Annotated in this window: 18 protein-coding genes and 1 other annotated feature; of the genes, 15 read left to right on the top strand and 3 right to left on the bottom strand. The window is 42.8% G+C overall.

The genetic code is table 11. The annotated features are described in order from the left end of the window. Positions 1–125 precede the first annotated feature (125 nt). Positions 126–803, bottom strand: a complete 678-nt coding sequence (locus tag DEF30_RS01735) for a general stress protein (RefSeq protein WP_294095832.1) — start codon at positions 801–803, stop codon at positions 126–128. Positions 804–1164: 361 nt separating this feature from the next. Next, positions 1165–1339, top strand: a binding site (T-box leader). Between the two features lie 44 nt (positions 1340–1383). Here DEF30_RS01735 and alaS point away from each other — a divergent pair. The 15 genes from alaS to DEF30_RS01810 all read left to right on the top strand — a co-directional run bounded on the left by alaS (position 1384) and on the right by DEF30_RS01810 (position 15866). Beyond that, positions 1384–4008: an alanine--tRNA ligase gene (gene alaS / locus DEF30_RS01740; RefSeq protein ID WP_294095834.1), complete on the top strand. Its 2625-nt coding sequence runs from the start codon at positions 1384–1386 to the stop codon at positions 4006–4008. A 94-nt stretch (positions 4009–4102) separates the two neighbouring features. Continuing rightward, positions 4103–4360 carry an IreB family regulatory phosphoprotein gene (locus DEF30_RS01745; RefSeq protein WP_031572612.1) on the top strand — a complete coding sequence of 86 codons (258 nt, stop codon included), beginning with the start codon at positions 4103–4105 and terminating at the stop codon, positions 4358–4360. Between the two features lie 141 nt (positions 4361–4501). Further along, entirely contained in the window at positions 4502–4921 is a 420-nt protein-coding gene (gene ruvX, locus DEF30_RS01750; RefSeq protein WP_031572610.1) for a Holliday junction resolvase RuvX, read from the top strand. Between the two features lie 17 nt (positions 4922–4938). Then, positions 4939–5208 carry a DUF1292 domain-containing protein gene (locus tag DEF30_RS01755; protein ID WP_031572607.1) on the top strand — a complete coding sequence of 90 codons (270 nt, stop codon included), beginning with the start codon at positions 4939–4941 and terminating at the stop codon, positions 5206–5208. Position 5209: 1 nt separating this feature from the next. After that, on the top strand, positions 5210–5707 hold the full coding sequence (locus DEF30_RS01760; protein ID WP_074909847.1) for a Fur family transcriptional regulator: 498 nt from the start codon (positions 5210–5212) through the stop codon (positions 5705–5707). After that, positions 5688–7355 carry a ribonuclease J gene (locus tag DEF30_RS01765; protein ID WP_294095841.1) on the top strand — a complete coding sequence of 556 codons (1668 nt, stop codon included), beginning with the start codon at positions 5688–5690 and terminating at the stop codon, positions 7353–7355. Before DEF30_RS01760 ends, DEF30_RS01765 begins: the two co-directional genes overlap by 20 nt. A gap of 14 nt (positions 7356–7369) precedes the next feature. Further along, positions 7370–7717 (top strand): YlbF family regulator, encoded by a 348-nt coding sequence (locus tag DEF30_RS01770; RefSeq protein WP_294095844.1) that lies wholly within the window; start codon positions 7370–7372, stop codon positions 7715–7717. A gap of 162 nt (positions 7718–7879) precedes the next feature. After that, positions 7880–9697 (top strand): translational GTPase TypA, encoded by a 1818-nt coding sequence (gene typA / locus DEF30_RS01775; RefSeq protein WP_294095847.1) that lies wholly within the window; start codon positions 7880–7882, stop codon positions 9695–9697. Between the two features lie 30 nt (positions 9698–9727). Beyond that, positions 9728–10750 carry an endolytic transglycosylase MltG gene (mltG, locus tag DEF30_RS01780; RefSeq protein WP_294095849.1) on the top strand — a complete coding sequence of 341 codons (1023 nt, stop codon included), beginning with the start codon at positions 9728–9730 and terminating at the stop codon, positions 10748–10750. Between the two features lie 81 nt (positions 10751–10831). After that, positions 10832–11410, top strand: a complete 579-nt coding sequence (locus tag DEF30_RS01785) for a 5-formyltetrahydrofolate cyclo-ligase (protein ID WP_294095852.1) — start codon at positions 10832–10834, stop codon at positions 11408–11410. Positions 11411–11533: 123 nt separating this feature from the next. Next, positions 11534–12175: an O-methyltransferase gene (locus DEF30_RS01790; protein WP_294095854.1), complete on the top strand. Its 642-nt coding sequence runs from the start codon at positions 11534–11536 to the stop codon at positions 12173–12175. Further along, positions 12168–13394, top strand: coding sequence for a U32 family peptidase (locus DEF30_RS01795; RefSeq protein ID WP_294095856.1), 1227 nt, complete (start codon positions 12168–12170; stop codon positions 13392–13394). The genes DEF30_RS01790 and DEF30_RS01795 overlap by 8 nt, the downstream gene beginning before the upstream one ends. After that, positions 13391–14068 carry a uridine kinase gene (udk, locus tag DEF30_RS01800; protein WP_294095859.1) on the top strand — a complete coding sequence of 226 codons (678 nt, stop codon included), beginning with the start codon at positions 13391–13393 and terminating at the stop codon, positions 14066–14068. Before DEF30_RS01795 ends, udk begins: the two co-directional genes overlap by 4 nt. 89 nt (positions 14069–14157) lie before the next feature. Next, positions 14158–14919 (top strand): shikimate dehydrogenase, encoded by a 762-nt coding sequence (locus DEF30_RS01805; RefSeq protein ID WP_294095860.1) that lies wholly within the window; start codon positions 14158–14160, stop codon positions 14917–14919. Continuing rightward, positions 14892–15866: an ATPase, T2SS/T4P/T4SS family gene (locus DEF30_RS01810; protein ID WP_294095862.1), complete on the top strand. Its 975-nt coding sequence runs from the start codon at positions 14892–14894 to the stop codon at positions 15864–15866. Before DEF30_RS01805 ends, DEF30_RS01810 begins: the two co-directional genes overlap by 28 nt. Before the next feature lie 23 nt (positions 15867–15889). Here DEF30_RS01810 and DEF30_RS01815 read toward each other — a convergent pair whose 3' ends face one another. Both DEF30_RS01815 and DEF30_RS01820 read right to left on the bottom strand, forming a co-directional pair. After that, positions 15890–17098, bottom strand: coding sequence for an FprA family A-type flavoprotein (locus tag DEF30_RS01815; protein WP_294095864.1), 1209 nt, complete (start codon positions 17096–17098; stop codon positions 15890–15892). Positions 17099–17249: 151 nt separating this feature from the next. Next, positions 17250–19004 (bottom strand): NADH-dependent [FeFe] hydrogenase, group A6, encoded by a 1755-nt coding sequence (locus DEF30_RS01820; RefSeq protein WP_294095868.1) that lies wholly within the window; start codon positions 19002–19004, stop codon positions 17250–17252. Positions 19005–19007 lie beyond the last annotated feature (3 nt).

Genomic DNA, 19007 nt, shown 5'->3' on the forward strand with positions numbered 1-19007 from the left:
AGCCGTTGTAGAGATAGTGCGGTTGGCGGCCGCCTTCGTGCACCCTCACGGGTGCTGCTGGCAAAAGACCCTTATAGGGTCAGTGGAAACCGCCGGCTAAGCCGGCGGTTTTGATTTATATAAACTTAGAACTGATCAGTATCGCGAAGGTTTCTGTCCAGTTCATAGGGTTTTTCGGCTTCATAAGGATTATTTTCCTCTACGTCCAGCGTATGCTCCTGGACTATATGATCTTTATTTTCAGGATAAAGAGGATCCTTCCGTTTTATATCATCTGATGCAGAGACTTCACGCTGGAACTTTTCACGGTTCAGGCTTTCGTTTCTGTAGTAGCTGTCATAGACTGCTTCTCGTCTGTTGTCATCCTCGTCTACTAGAATAAGAATATCACCAGCATTCAGATGGTCCTCATATTCCCTTGCTTCAACTTCAGAGACACCGGCATCTATGAGAGCTCCCGCGACGCCACCGACGGCTCCACCGGCCAGAGCACCTGTGATGGCTCCGACAATTGGTCCGGCAGCGATGAGGGGGCCTGCACCAGGGATGGCTAGAGCGCCCAGTCCTAATAGAAGACCTCCGAATCCGCCGATTGCTCCGCCTGTAGCAGCACCAGCTGCAAGACTGCTGCCGTCAGGGTTTTCTATGATTTCATCATCAACGCGGTTTTTCAGTGCATCATACTTCACTTCATCTTTTGTGATCACTGAAATTTCTTCTGGTGCATATCCAGCCTTTTTCAGACTTTCGATGGTATTAAGAGCAAGCTCTTCTGATTTGAATATTCCTATGAGTTTTTTCATGTGATACCTCCTGTTATTTTGGTTTGATTTGGGTATGGGTTTAGTATAGTTTGCGTCTGCGAACAAACCGTGTCGTCATTTTTAATGCCTTTGAAACGTTCCTATAATAAATTCTGAAGAGGTTCATAGAATGGCTAGACTGGTCCAGTCTTTATGAAAGGTGAGAATAGAGTGTAACTGCTGTATTGACAAATAAAGTACGAGAGCAAAGGATGCTGGTGGCATTCCCTTTAGTGCATTTAGAAAATCTGCCAGTATTGGATAGATTTCAGGTTAGAGGTCAGGTTAGATTTATTGGGGGAGGTAAGACTGCCTTGACAAGGGTTTGTTTCCTCCGTATAATCTGAAGATGAAAACAAAATAGATGGCATTGAAGAGGAGGAGTACTCCGAAATAGAACCATGTAGAGAGAAGACGGCTGGTGAAAGTCTTTGGGATATTCGGATGAAGCTGCCTTGGAGCTATGGTGTGAAAGTGATGAGTGCGTGCATTCATAACTAGGGTGGTACCGCGGAAGTATAGCTTTCGTCCCTTGGAGGGATGAGGGCTTTTTTTATTGCAAAAAATATGGAGGGTTATTATGGAAAAAATGACAACCAATGAAATTAGAAAGAAATATCTTACATTCTTCAATGAAAAGGCGCATCTTGTTATGGACAGCTTTCCGCTGGTCCCAAAAGACGACAAATCATTGCTTCTGATCAATGCGGGTATGGCTCCGCTGAAACCTTATTTTACAGGGGTTAAAGTTCCGCCATCCAAAAGAGTGGCGACATGTCAGAAATGCATCAGAACCGGGGATATTGACAACGTGGGCAGAACAAAGCGTCACGCCACATTTTTTGAGATGCTCGGGAATTTTTCCTTTGGAGATTATTTCAAGAATGAGATCATTCCATGGGCTTGGGAATTTGTGACAGAAGAGCTCAAAATCGACAAATCTAAGCTGTATGCTACAGTATACCTGGAAGACGATGAGGCATTTGACCTTTGGAAAGAAAAAACAGACATAGATCCAACCCATATCTTCAGATTAGGTAAAGAAGATAATTTCTGGGAAATCGGCGTTGGACCCTGTGGACCTTGCTCCGAAATCCACTATTATAAAGGAACCGCGAAGATTACCACCAGCGAGGAATTTGTTGCCGCTTCAGATCGTGATGAAATGACAGAATTCTGGAACCTCGTGTTCACTCAATTTGATAAAGATGAGCATGGCGTTTATCATCCACTGGCAAACCCCAACATTGATACAGGTATGGGACTTGAAAGAATGGCGACCATCATGCAAGGAGTAGATTCCATTTTTGAGATTGATATTCTGAAGAATATCCTTGCAAGAGTTTCGGAAGTCACGGGCAGAACCTATGGGGAGAGCAAGGAAGCGGATGTATCCATGAGAATCATCGCAGATCACAGCAAGAGCATCGCATTTCTCATCGGTGATGGAGTGCTTCCTTCAAATGAAGGAAGAGGATATGTTCTTAGAAGATTACTTCGAAGAGCCGCTCGTCATGGACGTGTTCTAGGCTATGAGAAGCAGTTCCTCAATAGAATCGTGGATGCTGTGATGGCCAGTTATGGTGAAGCCTATCCTGATTTACTGGAAAGACGTGAATACATCGAAAAAATCGTGGATCTGGAAGAAAAGAAGTTCCATGAGACGCTTGATGCGGGGATGGAGCTTCTGATCTCCTTCTTGAATGAGACGGAAGGTGATGTGTTCAGCGGGGAACACGCATTCAAGCTATATGATACCTACGGATTCCCTTTGGAACTCACAGAAGAAATTCTGGAGGAGAAAGGAATCAAACTTGATAAAGATGCGTTCAAAAAGGAAATGGAAAGCCAGAGACAGCGTGCGAGAGCAGCGCGAGGAGAAAGCTCCTATATGGGATCTGAAAATACAGGAATGGATGTGCTGCAGGAAGAAATAGTGACAGCGTTCACTGGATATGGCAGCCTCAGTGAAGAAGCAGAAATTCTACGTGTATATGATGATGAGGCTTTAAGAGAAACCCTGGAAGAAGGTCAGGAAGGATACGTTGTATCTGACAGAACCCCATTCTATGCAGAGATGGGAGGACAGGTTGGAGATGTAGGAGTGATCTCCTCTGATGTGTTTGAAGCATTGGTACTGGATACCAGAAAGAGCAAAAATGGTAATACCGTGCATAAAGTAGTGGTGAAAAAAGGAACACTTTCACCTGGGACAGCACTGTTTACTGTAGAAGAAAATGTTAGAAAGAGTACGGAAAGAAACCATACAGCGACACATCTGCTGCATAAAGCGCTGAAGATGGTGCTAGGAAATCATGTGAATCAGGCTGGTTCTATTGTGCTTCCAGACAAGCTTAGATTCGACTTCAATCATTTCCAACCCATGACGAAAGATGAGCTGAAAAAAGTGGAAGACATTGTGAACAGTGAAGTGCTTATGGCAACTCCTGTGGTTACTGAAATCATGTCCATGAGCGAAGCAAAGTCATCAGGAGCTATGGCTCTTTTTGATGAAAAATATGGTGAAGAAGTTCGAGTGCTTTCCGTGGGTGAATTTTCAAAGGAACTTTGTGGTGGTACCCATGTGAAGAACTCGGGAGAAATTGGCCTCTTCAGAATCACCTCGGAAGCAGGCATTGCTTCTGGCGTAAGAAGAATTGAAGCGGTTACAGGATTCAATGCCATCAGACTGATGAACGAGAGAGAAAGAATGCTTGATGAAGTCCAGGAACTGGTGAAAGCAACGAAGAATGATATTGTGCAGAAAGTGGCACAGCATCTTCAGGAAGCGAAAACTCTTCAGAAGGAGCTGGATGAAATGCGTAAAGCACAGTCACTCTCATTTGTGGATGATCTTCTGGCTCAAAAAGAGGTTCTCGAGGGAATGAATGTTGTCCGTGGAGAAGTATTCCAGGTGGAAGCTTCGGAACTTCGTGAAATTACGGAAAAGGTTCTGGACAAACTTCAGTCCGGCGTTGTTGTCTTAGGGACCAAAGGAGAGGGAAAAGTAAGCTTCTCTGTGATGATTTCTAAGGACTTGGTCAAGAAAGGCCTTCATGCTGGGAAACTCATTAAAGACGTTGCAGCCATTGCTGGCGGTGGCGGAGGTGGAAGACCCGATATGGCACAAGCTGGCGGGAAAAACCCGGAAAAGCTGGAAGAAGCTTTAAGAAAAGTTACTGAACTGCTTCAATCCATGGTTTAATTTCTAAGTTGTCTATACAATTTCAAAAGAATCCCTTATAATGTAGATAGTGACGTACTATTTTTAAGGGGGGTGAAGCTGCATTTGCAGCAGTATTATGAACAATAAAGATCACACCATGCAATTTGACTTTGAGAAAGACAAGAAAGATCTTACCAAAGCGATTCTTGAAGAAGTGTACAATGCACTGAACGAAAAGGGATATAATCCAGTGAATCAGCTGGTGGGATACATCATCTCGGGTGATCCAACCTATATCACCAACTATAATGGTGCGAGAGCTCTTGTCAGGAAGCTCGAGCGGGATGAAATCCTCGAAGAGGTTCTAAAGTCCTATTTGAACATTAAATAGTAGGGGGGATACCTGAGAATGGTATCCCTATTGCTTTTATGCTCAAGTTGTGTAAGAATGGTACGATAAAACCTAAAGGTTTTTTAAAGAAAGTTTGATACAATAGTATTGTGTCACAAATGAAAGGATTTAAATGAATTGATGAGGTATATAGGACTGGATGTGGGCGATAGGACCATTGGAGTCGCAGTGAGCGATCCACTCAACTATACAGCTCAGGGCATAACTACGGTAAGAAGAAAGTCTCTGGAGAAGGATTTGGAAAATCTTCATGAGATCTTTGATTCTTATGAGATTCAGGAAATTATTGTAGGACTACCAAAGAATATGAACGGTACCATCGGACCTCAGGCGGAAAAAGCCATGGAATTCGGTGCAGTTCTAGAAAAAGAATTTGGCCTTACAGTGGTATTCTGGGACGAGCGGTTGACCACCATGGCTGCAACAAGAGCCATGCTCGAAGCGGATATGTCCAGAAAGAAGAGAAAAGGGTTGGTCGATAAAATCGCAGCCACTTATATACTTCAAGGTTATTTAGATAAATTAAGCAGCACAAAATAAACAAAGAGGTGAAAATTATGGAAGATATGACAGACTTAATTGTACTGACTGATGATGAAGGAAATGAAGTCGAGGTTGAGGTAGTAACAAGACTTGAAATTGAAGATGTAGAGTATTTCATTGTATCTCCAGTAGAAAGTGATGAGGAGGAGCCTGTATTCACTGCACTGAAAGTCGTATATGACGAAGAAGGCAATGAGTTCTTTGAGACAGTTGATGATGACGTTGAGATCGCAATGATTGAAGAAGCGTACAGCGTTATTTTCGACGAAGACGGGCTGAACTGATATGACTCCAACATGTACCAGTGAGGATATTCAAAGAATTATAAACAAGCTCAAAAAGAGCGGTTACAAGCTGACCCCGCAAAGGCAGGCAATTGTCGATACAATTCTTGACAGCGTGGGAATGCATTTAACAGTAGAAGAGATCTTTGACATCGTAAAAAAGAAAAGGCCGGAAATTGGGCTAGCAACTGTCTACAGAACCATAGTGCTCATGCACGAGGAGAATCTTGTCACAAGATTGGACTTAAAAGATGGAACTGCGAGATACGAGCTGACAAGAGAGGATGAGCATCATACGCATCATCATCTGGTGTGCATCAAGTGCAGCCAAGTTCTGGAGTTTATGGACGACCTCCTGGATCCCATCGAGGAAGAAATTGGCAAGAAGTACAATTTCAAAGTTCTCGATCATAGCTTAAAATTTTACGGTATTTGTAATGAGTGCGCTAAAGAGGAAACATTTAAGGAGGAAACTAAATATGACAAAAGAGAAGGATAATGTGAAAATTATACCTCTTGGCGGAACCAATGAAATCGGCAAAAATATGACAGTAGTAGAGTACAAGGATGAAATCATCGTGGTGGACAGTGGTCTGAAATTCCCGGATGATGACATGCTTGGTATTGACGTGGTAATTCCAGATGTAAGCTATCTGGTGAAGAACAAGGATAGAATCAAGGGGATTTTTATCACCCATGGTCATGAGGACCATATAGGTGCACTCCCTTACGTGCTGAAACAGGTGAATGTTCCTGTTTACGCAACAAAGCTCACTGCAGCACTGATCAATCTGAAGCTTACCGAACACAGAATTCAAGACGTGGTCACCGTGAATATTGTGAAGGCTAAGGATACAATCAAGCTGGAGAAGATGTCCGTGGAGTTTATTAAAGTGAATCACTCCATCGCAGATTCCTGCGCACTGGCCATCCACACTCCACTGGGAGCTGTAATCCATACAGGAGACTTTAAAGTGGATTTCACCCCTGTGGACGGTGAAGTCATTGATCTTCAAAGGTTCGCAGAACTTGGAAAACGAGGCGTGCTCGCGCTGCTTTGTGATTCAACGAATGTGGAAAGAGAAGGATATACCATTTCTGAGTCTACCGTAGGGGAAAGTTTCAAGAGAATTTTCCATGGAGTCCGAGGCAGAATTATCATTTCGACCTTTGCATCCAACGTACATAGAATTCAGCAGATCATTGAAGCTGGAGTGGCTCAGGGAAGAAAGATCGCTGTATCAGGACGCTCAATGGAAAATATTATACCCATCGCGCTGGATCTTGGATATCTTAGTGTGGATGAGAAGCATCTTATTTCAATTGATGACATTAAGAAGTATCCTGACAATCAGGTGCTGATCATCACAACGGGAAGCCAGGGAGAACCCATGGCTGCACTTTCCAGAATGGCAAACAACATGCATAGAAAGATTCAGGTAAAACCTGGTGATACAGTAGTATTCTCATCATCTCCAATTCCAGGGAATGAGAAACCGATTTTCAGAACCATAGACAAACTGTCCAGACTAGGTGCAGAAGTAGTATATGGCAAGCTTGAATCCATCCATGTCTCGGGACATGCATGCAAGGAAGAAATCAAGCTCATCCATACACTGACCAGACCAAAACATCTGGTACCGCTGCATGGAGAATTCAGAATGCTGAAAGAACACAGGGATCTTGCCATTAAAATGGGGATGAATCCATCCAATATCGTCCTTCCAGAAAACGGGGATGTCATTGAAGTGCATCGCAGAGGCATTAAGAAGACTGGAACAGTGAACTCTGGACATGTTCTCATCGACGGATTAGGCGTTGGTGATGTTGGACGTATTGTCCTTAGAGACCGTAAGCATCTTTCTGAAGATGGTATTATCACTGTAGTGGTGACCATGGATAAGGAGAGCGCTTCAGTTGTAGCAGGTCCAGATATCATTACAAGAGGATTTGTCTATGTGAAAGAAGCGGAAGCACTGATGGAAAGTTCCAGAAAAGTTGTGGCGCAAGCACTTTATGAATGTGAAGACAAGCAGATAACAGACTGGAATGTATTAAAGAATATAATCAAAGACACACTGAAGAATCATCTGTATGAAAAAACAATGAGAAGACCGATGATTCTGCCAATCATCATGGAAGTATAAAGGAGGAACAGACGTTGAATATTTATGACAAGTTCAATGAACTGGCAGCAGAACTAAAAATCCATCCGGATGTGGTGGCGTTTCGGGAGGCTGCGTTAAAAATTCAAGCGGATGAGACCAAATCTAAAATGCTGGAGGATTTCAGAAAAATCCAAATTGCAGCCTATACAGAATCCATGGATACTGGGAAAGTCACGGATGAAACCACAGAAAAGATGCAGAACTTTGCATCTGTTATCCAGACCAATCCGGACATCAATGAGTATCTGCAGGCGGAAGTGAGATTTTCCATACTTTTTGAAGATATGATGAAAATCATCAATGATGCTGTAGGTGTGGATGTCATTGGTGCTGGCAAGTAGAATTAGCCTTTGGAAGCAGTGAGTATAAAAGCTCGCTGCTTTTCTTTAAGAAAAAAATCAGAAGTTTAATCGGTTACATCCGGATCTCCATGGAAGAAATCCTACATACTCAAGGATTTTATGCTATAATAACTTGTTAGATATAGAAACTGGAGGAATAAGATGTCATATAAAAGAGAAAATGTGCGAAATATCGCCATCATAGCTCACGTTGACCATGGTAAGACAACCCTGGTGGATGCGATGCTAAGACAATCCAATACATTTAGAGCCAATGAGAAAGTGGAAGAAAGAGTTATGGATTCCAATGATCTTGAAAGAGAACGAGGAATCACCATATTATCCAAGAACACTTCTATTCATTACAAAGGGTATAGAATAAATATTGTTGACACACCAGGTCATGCGGATTTTGGTGGTGAAGTGGAACGAGTCCTCATGATGGTGGATTCAGTGCTGCTGGTGGTGGATTCCAATGAAGGAGCTATGCCACAGACAAAGTTTGTGCTGAAGAAAGCCCTGGAGGCTGGATTAAGCCCAATGGTTGTGGTCAATAAGATCGATAAGAAGGATGCAAGACCAGAGGAAGTCATCGATGAGGTATTTGACCTGTTTGTGGAGCTTGGAGCTACCGATGAGCAGTGTGACTTCCCAATCATCTATGCTTCTGCAAGAGATGGATATGCAGGAGATGATCCAAGTGATGAAATGGTTGATATGATTCCACTTCTCGAAAAGATCATTGAATATGTGAAGCCACCAGAAGGTGATATAGCCGGACCTTTCCAGATGCTGATTACAACTTTGGACCATAATAATTTCGTTGGAAAGATTGCCATTGGCAAAATCACCAGAGGAATTGCAAAGAGAAATCAGGCCATTGCTGTTATTGATATTGATGGAAATATCAAAAAGACCACCATCTCCAACCTTTATCTTTATGATGGACTGAAAAGAGTAGATACAGATGAAGCGGCTATTGGAGATATCGTAGCGATTTCAGGAATTGGTGACGTTCATATTGGAGATACGGTAACAGATGCCAATGCACCTGAGGCATTGCCATTTGTTCACATAGATGAACCCACTCTATCCATGAACTTTATGGTCAATGATTCACCTTTCGCTGGACAAGACGGGAAGTTCATCACATCAAGACATCTTCGAGACAGACTGATGAAAGAACTTGAAACCAATGTTTCTCTTCGTGTAACAGAGCTTACGCCAGATACATTTGAAGTATCAGGAAGAGGAGAACTTCATCTTTCCATTCTGATTGAAACCATGAGAAGAGAAGGTTATGAAGTTCAGGTTTCCAAGCCTAGAGTAATCAATAAAGAGATTGATGGGGTTCTCATGGAACCTATGGAGTTTTTGACCATCGATGTACCTGAAGAGTTCATGGGGACAGTTATGGAAAAACTCGGACCTAGAAAAGCGGAAATGGTCAATATGACATCTGCTGTCAATGGATATACCAGACTGGAGTTTGTGATTCCTGCTAGAGGACTGATAGGGTTCAGAAACGAGTTCATGACAGATACCAGAGGTAATGGAATCATGAACCATGTATTCCAGGGATACGACAAAGTTAAGGGTGAAATGCCTGGCAGAAGCCGTGGTTCTCTGGTAGTATTTGAGACAGGAGATGCAATCACCTATGGACTGTACAATGCTCAAGAAAGAGGAACACTCTTTATTGAAGCGGGTACTCCAGTTTATGCGGGTATGGTTTGCGGTGAGTGTTCCAGAGCAGAAGATATCGACGTGAATGTCTGTAAGAAGAAGCAGCTGACCAATACAAGAAGCTCAGGTGCAGATGATGCTCTTAAACTTGTGCCAGTAAAGAAAATGACACTGGAAAACTATCTGGAATTTGCTGCTGAAGACGAGATTGTGGAAGTGACACCACTGAACATCAGACTCCGTAAGAAATATCTGGACCATACACAGAGAAAGCGTGCAGCGCGTAATAAATAATACGAACAATCTAGAGCAGGGGGGACTATCTTGAAAAAGTTTTTATTCATTTTGCTTTTCTTTGTACTGATTCTTGCAGGGACAGGCCTTGTGGGATATGCTTATTACAACAGTGTGGGAGAAAAACCACTGAACACGAATGAAGAGATCATTGAAGTCAATGTGGAACCCAACGATAACTTCAGTAGAGTGCTGACTCGTCTGGACAATGAAGGTCTACTCAGAAATCTTCTTTTGACCAGAGTCTATTTCAGATTCAATCCGATTGAGACAGCGTTGAAGCCAGGAACGTTCAAAATTAATGCTCAGGGTTCTCTCCATGAAATCATTCAGCAGCTGAATGAAGGAGAGGATATTTATGAGGTTACAGTAACCATTCCAGAAGGATTCACCATTGAAAGAATGGGAGAAGCTTTTGAAGAAAAAGGACTGTTTTCCAAAGAAGCGTTCATCCAGGCGGTAAAGAATTATATCGTGCCAAGCTGGCTGGAAAATACGGATGAAAGACATTATGTGCTGGAAGGATATCTTGCACCAGCAACCTATAAGTTCAGAAAAGGTCAGACTCCAAGCTTTGTGGTGGATACGATGTATAAAGCATTTGTCAACAGAATGTATGCAGTGCTGAAAGAAACGGGAGAGGATCTTCCCACGTCCGAATGGAATGAACTGATTACCATCGCTTCTATGATTGAGAGAGAAGCAGCCAGTGTTGAAGAGATGCCTCGAGTCGCTTCGGTAATCTACAACAGATTATCCCGTGGAGACAAACTTCAGCTGGATGCTACCGTTGTATATGCTCTAGGTCTGAATGCGAAAGACAAGGTGACATTAGAGGACTTGAAAGTGGAGTCTCCCTATAATACGTACTATGTTCGGGCGCTTCCCATTGGTCCCATCGCAAGCCCTGGTGCGGCAGCGATAAAAGCTGCGATCAATCCTGAAATCACAGAGTATCTTTATTATGTGTTGGATCCAAGCATCAGGCAGCATTATTTCACCAGTGATTACAATGAGTTCCTCCAGAAGAAAAGAGAGTTTCAGGGGAACTAGTTCTTTACACAAAGATGAAACCTCTAATCCTTAGGATTGGGGGTTTCTTTTTCGAAATGAGAAGGAAGGAAGTGGAAGACAATGATCGTCAACGAAGAAGTAAAGCTTCAGAAAAAAGAGCTCAGAAGGAAGCTGATGGATAAACAGCACAATCTGGATCCGATGTACAAGGAATCGGCATCTAAAGAAATTCTGGAAGTGCTGAAAAAACAGAAGGACTATTTGCTTGCAGGGACAATATTCATATATGTGGGACAGGAAACAGAAGTGAATACTACGCTGATCATTCAGGATGCGCTGGCAAAAGGCAAGAGAGTTCTGGTGCCGAAGACTGTATCCTTAGGTCATATGGAAGCATGTGAGATTGACTCTATGGAAGATCTTTCTCCAGGTCTTCATGGGATTCTAGAACCGAAAGATCTGGCCTATCAGATGGATCCAGGGAAAATAGATATTGCCTTTGTTCCATGTGTCGCATTCACAAAAGAAGGATACCGATTAGGATATGGCGGTGGGTTCTATGACAGATTTCTGCCTCGAGGGAGGTTCAAACGAATCCTTATAGCATTCTCTGAAATGGAAGAAGATGCACTTCCCAGGGATGTCTTTGATGAAAAAGTGCATGGCATACTTACGGAAAAAGGATACAGTAATCTGTAGTCAAGTGTTGTGGAGCCTGCTGAGTGACAATGAAGAGGAAGCAAAGGTTTGATAAGTATTGTCAAATCCTATATAATAGTATAGGAAATTTTAGCGAACTAAGTGTCAGGTACAGGTGAAGAGATGAGTGGAATTGTCCATAAAAAAGTGACTGAGTACATAGAGAATTTTGGTGGTATTCAGGAGCTGCAAGATTTAGAGCATTATGCAAAAGAGAATTATGTGCCCATTGTGATGAAAGATGCAGCAAGGTTTTTAGGGTTCATGATTGCTGCCAATAAACCACGGACCATTCTTGAGCTTGGAACAGCCATTGGTTATTCGGCTCTTGTGATGGCCATGCATGGAGAAGGTCAGATTACTTCAGTGGAAAGAGAGGAGTCCATGCGGGAACTCGCTCTGGATAACATAAAAAAGAAAGGGTACGAGGATAGGATTCAGGTGGTTCTGGATGATTGTGCTGCTTTTTTAAGAAAGAGTGAAGCGATGTATGATTTTATTTTCATGGATGCCGGTAAGTCTCATTACCGGGAATATCTGGACTTGTCACTGCCAAGACTGTCGGAAGATGGTATGATCCTCTGTGATAATGTCCTTTATAAGGGATTGGTGGCTGAAGAAGAAGTGGCTAGAAAACATAGGACCAACATCGTGAATCTGAAAGAGTTTATCCGATATGTCCATGAAAGAGAAGACCTTGTTGTCTCGCTGCTCAGTATCAGCGATGGAATGTTGTTAATCAGGAGGAAAAATAAAAATGTTTAAACCGGAACTATTAGCCCCTGCGGGCAATCTCAGCAAACTGAAAACTGCAATCGACTATGGTGCTGATGCAGTATTTATGGGAGGGGCAAGATTAAACCTTCGTGCATTTTCGGACAACTTCACCAATGAAGAAATGACGGAAGGATTGAAGTATGCTCATGACCGCGGGAAAAAGGTCTATGTGACCATCAATGTGTTTCCTCATGAAAGTGACATGAAAGGTCTTGAGGAGTATCTGGTCAGCTTGGAAGAGCTGGGTGTGGATGCCCTCATTGTATCGGATCCTGGAATTATAATGACCGCAAGAGAAGTGGTACCCAATATGGAGCTTCATTTGTCCACACAGGCGAACAATGTGAACTCCAGATCGGCTATTTTCTGGCACAAGATGGGGGTTCAGCGTATTATTCTTGCTAGAGAGCTGACCATGAAAGAAATTCATGCGATACGGGAGAATATTCCTGAAGAGCTGGAGCTTGAAGCCTTCGTCCATGGTTCCATGTGCATGGCCTATTCGGGTCGTTGCCTTTTATCCAACTATATGACTGGCCGTGATGCGAATAGAGGAGCGTGTGCTCAGCCCTGCAGGTATAAATATTATCTGATGGAAGAAAAGCGTCCAGGTGAACTGATGGAGATTACAGAAGACGAACGTGGCACGTATATTATGAACTCCAAGGATATGTGCATGATTGAGCACATTCCGGAACTGATCCAATCTGGTCTGCAGTCTTTGAAGATTGAAGGTCGTATGAAGTCGGAATTCTATGTGGCTGCCATCGTAAAGGCATACCGTGCTGCCATTGATTCGTATATGGAAAACCCGGAAGCATACCAATATAATGAGAAATGGATGGATATTCTCAGCATGGTGAGTCATAGAGAGTACTATACAGGATTCTACTTTGGCCGAGGAAACTCTCAAGTATACGGCTCCAGTTCTTATGTAAGAACCCATGAACTTGTGGGGATCGTCAAAGAGGATCTTGGACAGGGGAGATATCTCATAGGTCAGAAAAACAGATTGTTCCCAGGAGATAAAATCAAGATAATGAGACCATCTGATGATATAATAGAAACTGTAATCACAGAGTTCATGGATGAAGAAGGAAATCAAATAGATGTGGCGAACAAAGCAGCAATGGATTTCAGCGCTTACTCAGAAGTGAGACTTCAACCAAATGATATACTGATAATAGAGAAGGATGATGTAGAATGAAAAAACCGATACTCATTGGTATTACCGGAGGAACGGGATCTGGTAAAAGTACAGTAGCAAAGTCCATTTACAGGAACTTCAAGAAAGAGAGTATTGCAATCATCATGCAGGACTCCTATTACAAAGATCAGAGTCATTTGACATTCGATGAAAGAACAAAAACAAATTATGATCATCCTCACGCATTTGATACACCGCTTTTGATAGAGCACTTAGAAACTCTCCTGAGAGGCGAAGCCATTGAAATGCCAATCTATGACTTCACTGTTCATAACAGAAAAAAAGAAACGATCAAGGAAGAGCCCAAGGATATTATCATCGTAGAAGGAATTCTTATTCTGGAAGATGAAAAATTACGGGATTTGTTTGATATTAAAATCTACGTGGATACAGATGCAGATATCAGAATCCTAAGAAGACTTACAAGAGATATCAGGGACAGAGGGAGAACACTCGAATCGGTCATTGAGCAGTATCTCAGCGTTGTTCGTCCGATGCACCTGCAGTTCATCGAACCAACCAAAAGATACGCAGATCTTATTGTACCGGAAGGCGGCAAGAACAGAGTAGCTATTGATATTCTGGTTTCAACCATTAAACAGCACCTGACCGAACAACCTCAGGATGAATCTTCATTCAGCCATGTTCAGGAAATACTGAAATCTGATTCATAGAAAATTAACAAGGGAGCGTTGCTCCCTTTTGTTTATTTTCAGGTACAGTAAATATAATAGAGTTAAGAACAAAAGAGAGGAGCATACATTTGAGAAAAACAGGCTTACTTGGAAGAAGAATATCCTATTCGAAATCTCCTGAGATCCATCAGAGGCTATATGAAAAAAAGCGGCTGATGATTTCTTATGAACTTTTTGATCTTCCACGAGAACACATTCAAAAGTTCATTGATGATCTGACTAAAAATGAGATCATCGGATTTAATGTCACGATACCTTATAAAGAAGAAATCATTGGGTATCTTCATGAGCTGGACAGCACTGCGTTGGAATGTGGTGCGGTGAACACCGTAGTCATAAAGAATGGGTGGAGAATTGGTTATAATACAGATGTGTTCGGATTCATGCAGTCGCTAGAGGACAACAGAATCGGTGTGAAAGGCAAAGATGTGCTGATCCTCGGCAGTGGAGGAGCTGCGAAAGCCGTATATACAGCCTTGGTGAAAATGGATGCAAGAATCCATATGGCTTTTAGATCAGAGACCAGGCGGAAGGAGTTTCCGAAGGCATTATCCATCAGACCACTAGATACCGTGTCTGATGTCAGACCATTTTCACTGGTCATCAATGCCACAAAGCTAGGAAACATCCAGCAGGATGAAATGCCTATAGAAATCAAGCAATACAGTGAAAATACCATACTGTACGATCTGAATTATGAGCCGATGCACTCTTCTTTCCTGCGTTTTGGCAGCAGTGTTGGACTTCAGGTGGTGAATGGCGAGAGTATGCTTTACAATCAGGCTAGAAAGAGTCAGGAATTATGGATCGATGCATTCAATATATTTTAAATGAAGCCAGGGATCTTGGTGCGTCTGATATTGTTATGAAGGAAGAACAAAGAGCGGTCTATCGCATCAAAGGAAAGCTCATGGAATCAGAAGTAAGCGTTTCAAAAGATCAAATGACAAGGTTTTTCACACTGATGCAACCAGCGGGTTATGTGCAGGAGTATATCGGAGGAGGAACTTCCGGTATGGACGTTGGATTTGAAGAAAATGGAAGATACCGTGCGAACTTCTTCTCTTCCATGGGGAAAAAATGTGCCGTGATCAGAGTCATAAAAAATGAGATCCCTTCTTTAACAGAACTTGGATTACCGGAACATCTTTCAAAAAGAGTGTTGAATAAAAGAGGGCTTTCACTTATTGTAGGAAAAACCGGATCAGGCAAGTCTACTTCTCTAGCGTCCATCGCACAAGATATTCTCATGAAAGAAAAAGTACATATGATTACCTTGGAAGATCCTGTGGAGTTCTCTTATAGCGGACTAAAAGGTGAGCTGACTCAACGTGAACTGGGCACAGATTTTGCTGGTTTTGAAAGAGGCATCCATGATGCATTAAGGCAAAGTCCGGACTTTCTCATGATTGGAGAAATCAGGACACTGGGGGCACTCAAAGCTGCGGTTTCAGCAGCGGAAGCAGGACATGGCATCATTGGCAGCATCCATTCCATGGGGGCTGCAAGAACCTTAACAAGGATGCTGTCTATGTTTCAGGAACAAGAAAAAGAGTTTGTGCGATTTCAGCTGTCCCAAAACCTGAACTTTATATTGTCTCAAAAACTCATTTATTCAGACAAACAGACCGAACTTGATTACGAGCTTTTCATCAATAGCACGTCTATGGAGAACACCATTCGTGAAGGTCGCTTCCATCAGATTGACAATTTGCTTCTGCTTGGCGAGAAGCAGGGGATGAAAAGATTCAAACATAAAAACAAGGATGAATCCTAGCAGATTCATCCTTGTTTTTAGCTTTATTTCTTTAGTACTGAACTTGCTATAGCATCTGCCAGATCGTCCAGTTTCTCCTCTTCGCCATCCTTCAGTCTGGACTTGATATCCAGAGAATCTCCGATGATTTCCATGTTTTTCATGGAAGCGAACCGTTCTGTCATGATCTTAAGTGCTGCACTGGCCCAGCTGTGGTTTCCAATGAGAGCCACTTTTCTGTTTTTTACACCGAGTGCAGCCATTTCATGCAGCAGATTATCCATGGGATAATATAGACCCATATTATAAGTGGGCGCTGCAGCCACTAAATGACTGTATTTGAATATGTCGCTGATGATATAGGATGGATGAGTTTTTGAAACATCATATACACGAATGTCAGTGACCCCTCTTTGAGCCAGTTTATTGGCGAGTGCATCTGCGGTGTTTGCAGTATTGCCGTACATGGAACCATAGAAAATGACAACACCGTCTTTTTCGGCTTCATACTTCGACCACTTATCATAAAGGTCGAGGATCAGACTGATATCACTTCTGAAGATGGGACCATGAAGTGAACAGATCATGTTGATTTCCTGTCCAGCAATCTTCTTGAATACGGACTGAACTTGAGCGCCAAACTTTCCTACGATGTTAGAGTAGTATCTTCTGGCTTCATCGATGTAGAGATTTGCATAGTCAATCTCATCGTCGAAAAGATTACCAGCTAATGCGCCAAAGGTACCGAATGCGTCCGCGGCAAACAAAATGCCTTTTGTGGTCTCCAAGTTCATCATGACTTCTGGCCAATGGACCATTGGTGCAAAAACAAACTTCAGGTTATGTGTTCCGAGGCTCAGTTCGTCGCCTTCCTTCACAATCATCTGATTAGCGGTGATATCCATATTGTAGAACTGATGGAAGAGAGTAAAGGACTTCGTATTTCCAACAACCTTAACGTTTGGGTACATCTTCACAATATTCTCGATATTGCCACAGTGATCTGGTTCCATATGGTTGATGATCAGGTAATCCAGTTCACGTCCATTCATTAAATGGGTAATATTTTCCAGGTACTGGTCTGTGATTGCATCATCTACGGTGTCGATGAGTGCTGTCTTCTCATCCAAGATGAGATACGAGTTATAAGATACACCATTGGTCAATGGGAATAGGTTTTCAAACTGTTCCAGTCTTCTGTCATTTCCACCAACCCAGTAAATACTTGGGGAAATTTCTCTTACATTATACAAAATTCGTTCCTCCTATGGCCTTTTTCATTTATTATTGAACTCCATGAAATCATCATAGAAATCTTCTTCCATAGAATATGATAACGCATTGTGAGAGATATCTCAATAGGTCCAAGAAAATAAATTGCATGCAATCGATGAAATGGTTTTACTAAATCATGTTCCTGGGGGTGTAGCTGGTGTGAAGAAGTTCGTGCGCTTTTTCTCCATAGGGTTCACCGATGTACTCACGATACAGCTTCATCACCATCTCATTTTCGTGGGATTTTCTCTTAGGCTTCCCGGCATCTTCCTTATAAATGGCCTGTTGCCTCTTTTCTATGACCTGGATATCTCCGTGGTGATAGGGCTGTCCGCCACCTCCAATGCAGCCTCCCGGGCAAGCCATAATTTCAATAGCGTGGAAGTGAAGATCTCCTCTGGAGATCCCCTCAAGCATTTTCCTTGCATTTCCAAGTCCATGGGCGATACCGATGTGAAGCTCCTGATCTTTGATCATCACTGTAGCCTGGCGTATACCATCCAGTCCTCTCAGCTGTTTAAAATCAACTTCTATAAGTTCTTCCCCGGTGATCCATTCATAAGCAGTTCGAAGAGCAGCTTCAATCACTCCGCCAGTGGCACCAAAAATAACAGAAGCTCCGGTGCTCTCTCCAAGAATCTGATCAAACTCTCCTTCCGGAAGAGTGGAAAAATCAATGCCTGCTTCTTTCAGCATATATCCAAGCTCCCTGGTTGTGATGACCCAGTCTACATCCTTCAGCTCGCCTAGTCTCAGCTCATCACGTTGAACTTCTGCTTTCTTTGCAATGCAGGGCATAACGCTGACGACGATGATGTCTTCTGGTGAAATACCCATTTTCTCCGCATAGTAGGTTTTGATCATTGTACCCATCATGATTTGAGGAGATTTGCAAGTGGAAGGAATATCAAGTAGCTCTGGGAACTGGTATTCGAAGAAGCGGACCCAAGCTGGACAGCAGCTGGTCAGGATGGGGAGTTTTCCGCCGTGTTCCAGACGGTGAAGAAGCTCTGAAGCTTCTTCAATAATGGTCAGATCTGCTGCCCAGTCGGTATCAAAAACACCATTAAAGCCCATTCTGCGGAAGGCAGTTGCAAGCTGACCCGTGGTGATGACCCCAGGTTCCATACCGAACATTTCGCCTATGGCGACACGAACAGCAGGAGCCACCTGAACGACAACATGCTTTTCTTTTTTCAATAAAGCTGCCCAGACTTTGTGCATGTTGTTTACCTCTGACAGGGCTCCCGTTGGACACACAGCAACACACTGTCCACAGAAGGTGCAGGAGGTGTCAATCATATCAAGGTTGAATGCAGGACCTACAAATGCATCAAATCCGCGTTTGTTTGCGGATAAGATTCCGCAGGTTTGCACCTCGTTGCACATGGTCTCACAGCGTCTGCACATGATGCATTTGTCCGGGTTTTTGACAAGGGCATAGGAGCTTTTGTCAATGGGGCGGTTCATTTTTTCGCCGGTGAACGGGATATCGTAAATACCAAGTTTTTTTGCAAGAGCCTGAAGATCACATTGAAGATTCTTTCTGCAGGTAAGGCATTCCATGGGGTGATTGGACAGCAGAAGCTCCAGATTGATTCTTCTTGCTGAAACTGCTTTTAAAGAATCGGTAATGACTTCCATCCCTTCGGTGACAGTTTCAGAACAAGAGGGTGCCAGTGCCTGCCGGCCTAAAACTTCTACCATACACACTCTGCAGGAAGCTGTTTTATTGATCATGCCAAAACCTTCCAGATTCAGATGACAAAGGGTTGGAATGTCTGCATTCACTAATTTAGCTGCTTCATGAATCGTAGTTCCTTTGTCGACCACTATATCGGCACCATTGATTTTCAAATGGATTTTTTCTTTACTGTTGTTCATTGA

This window comes from Proteiniclasticum sp. (assembly GCF_003514505.1).
In the GTDB taxonomy this organism is placed as follows: Bacteria; Bacillota; Clostridia; order Clostridiales; family Clostridiaceae; genus Proteiniclasticum.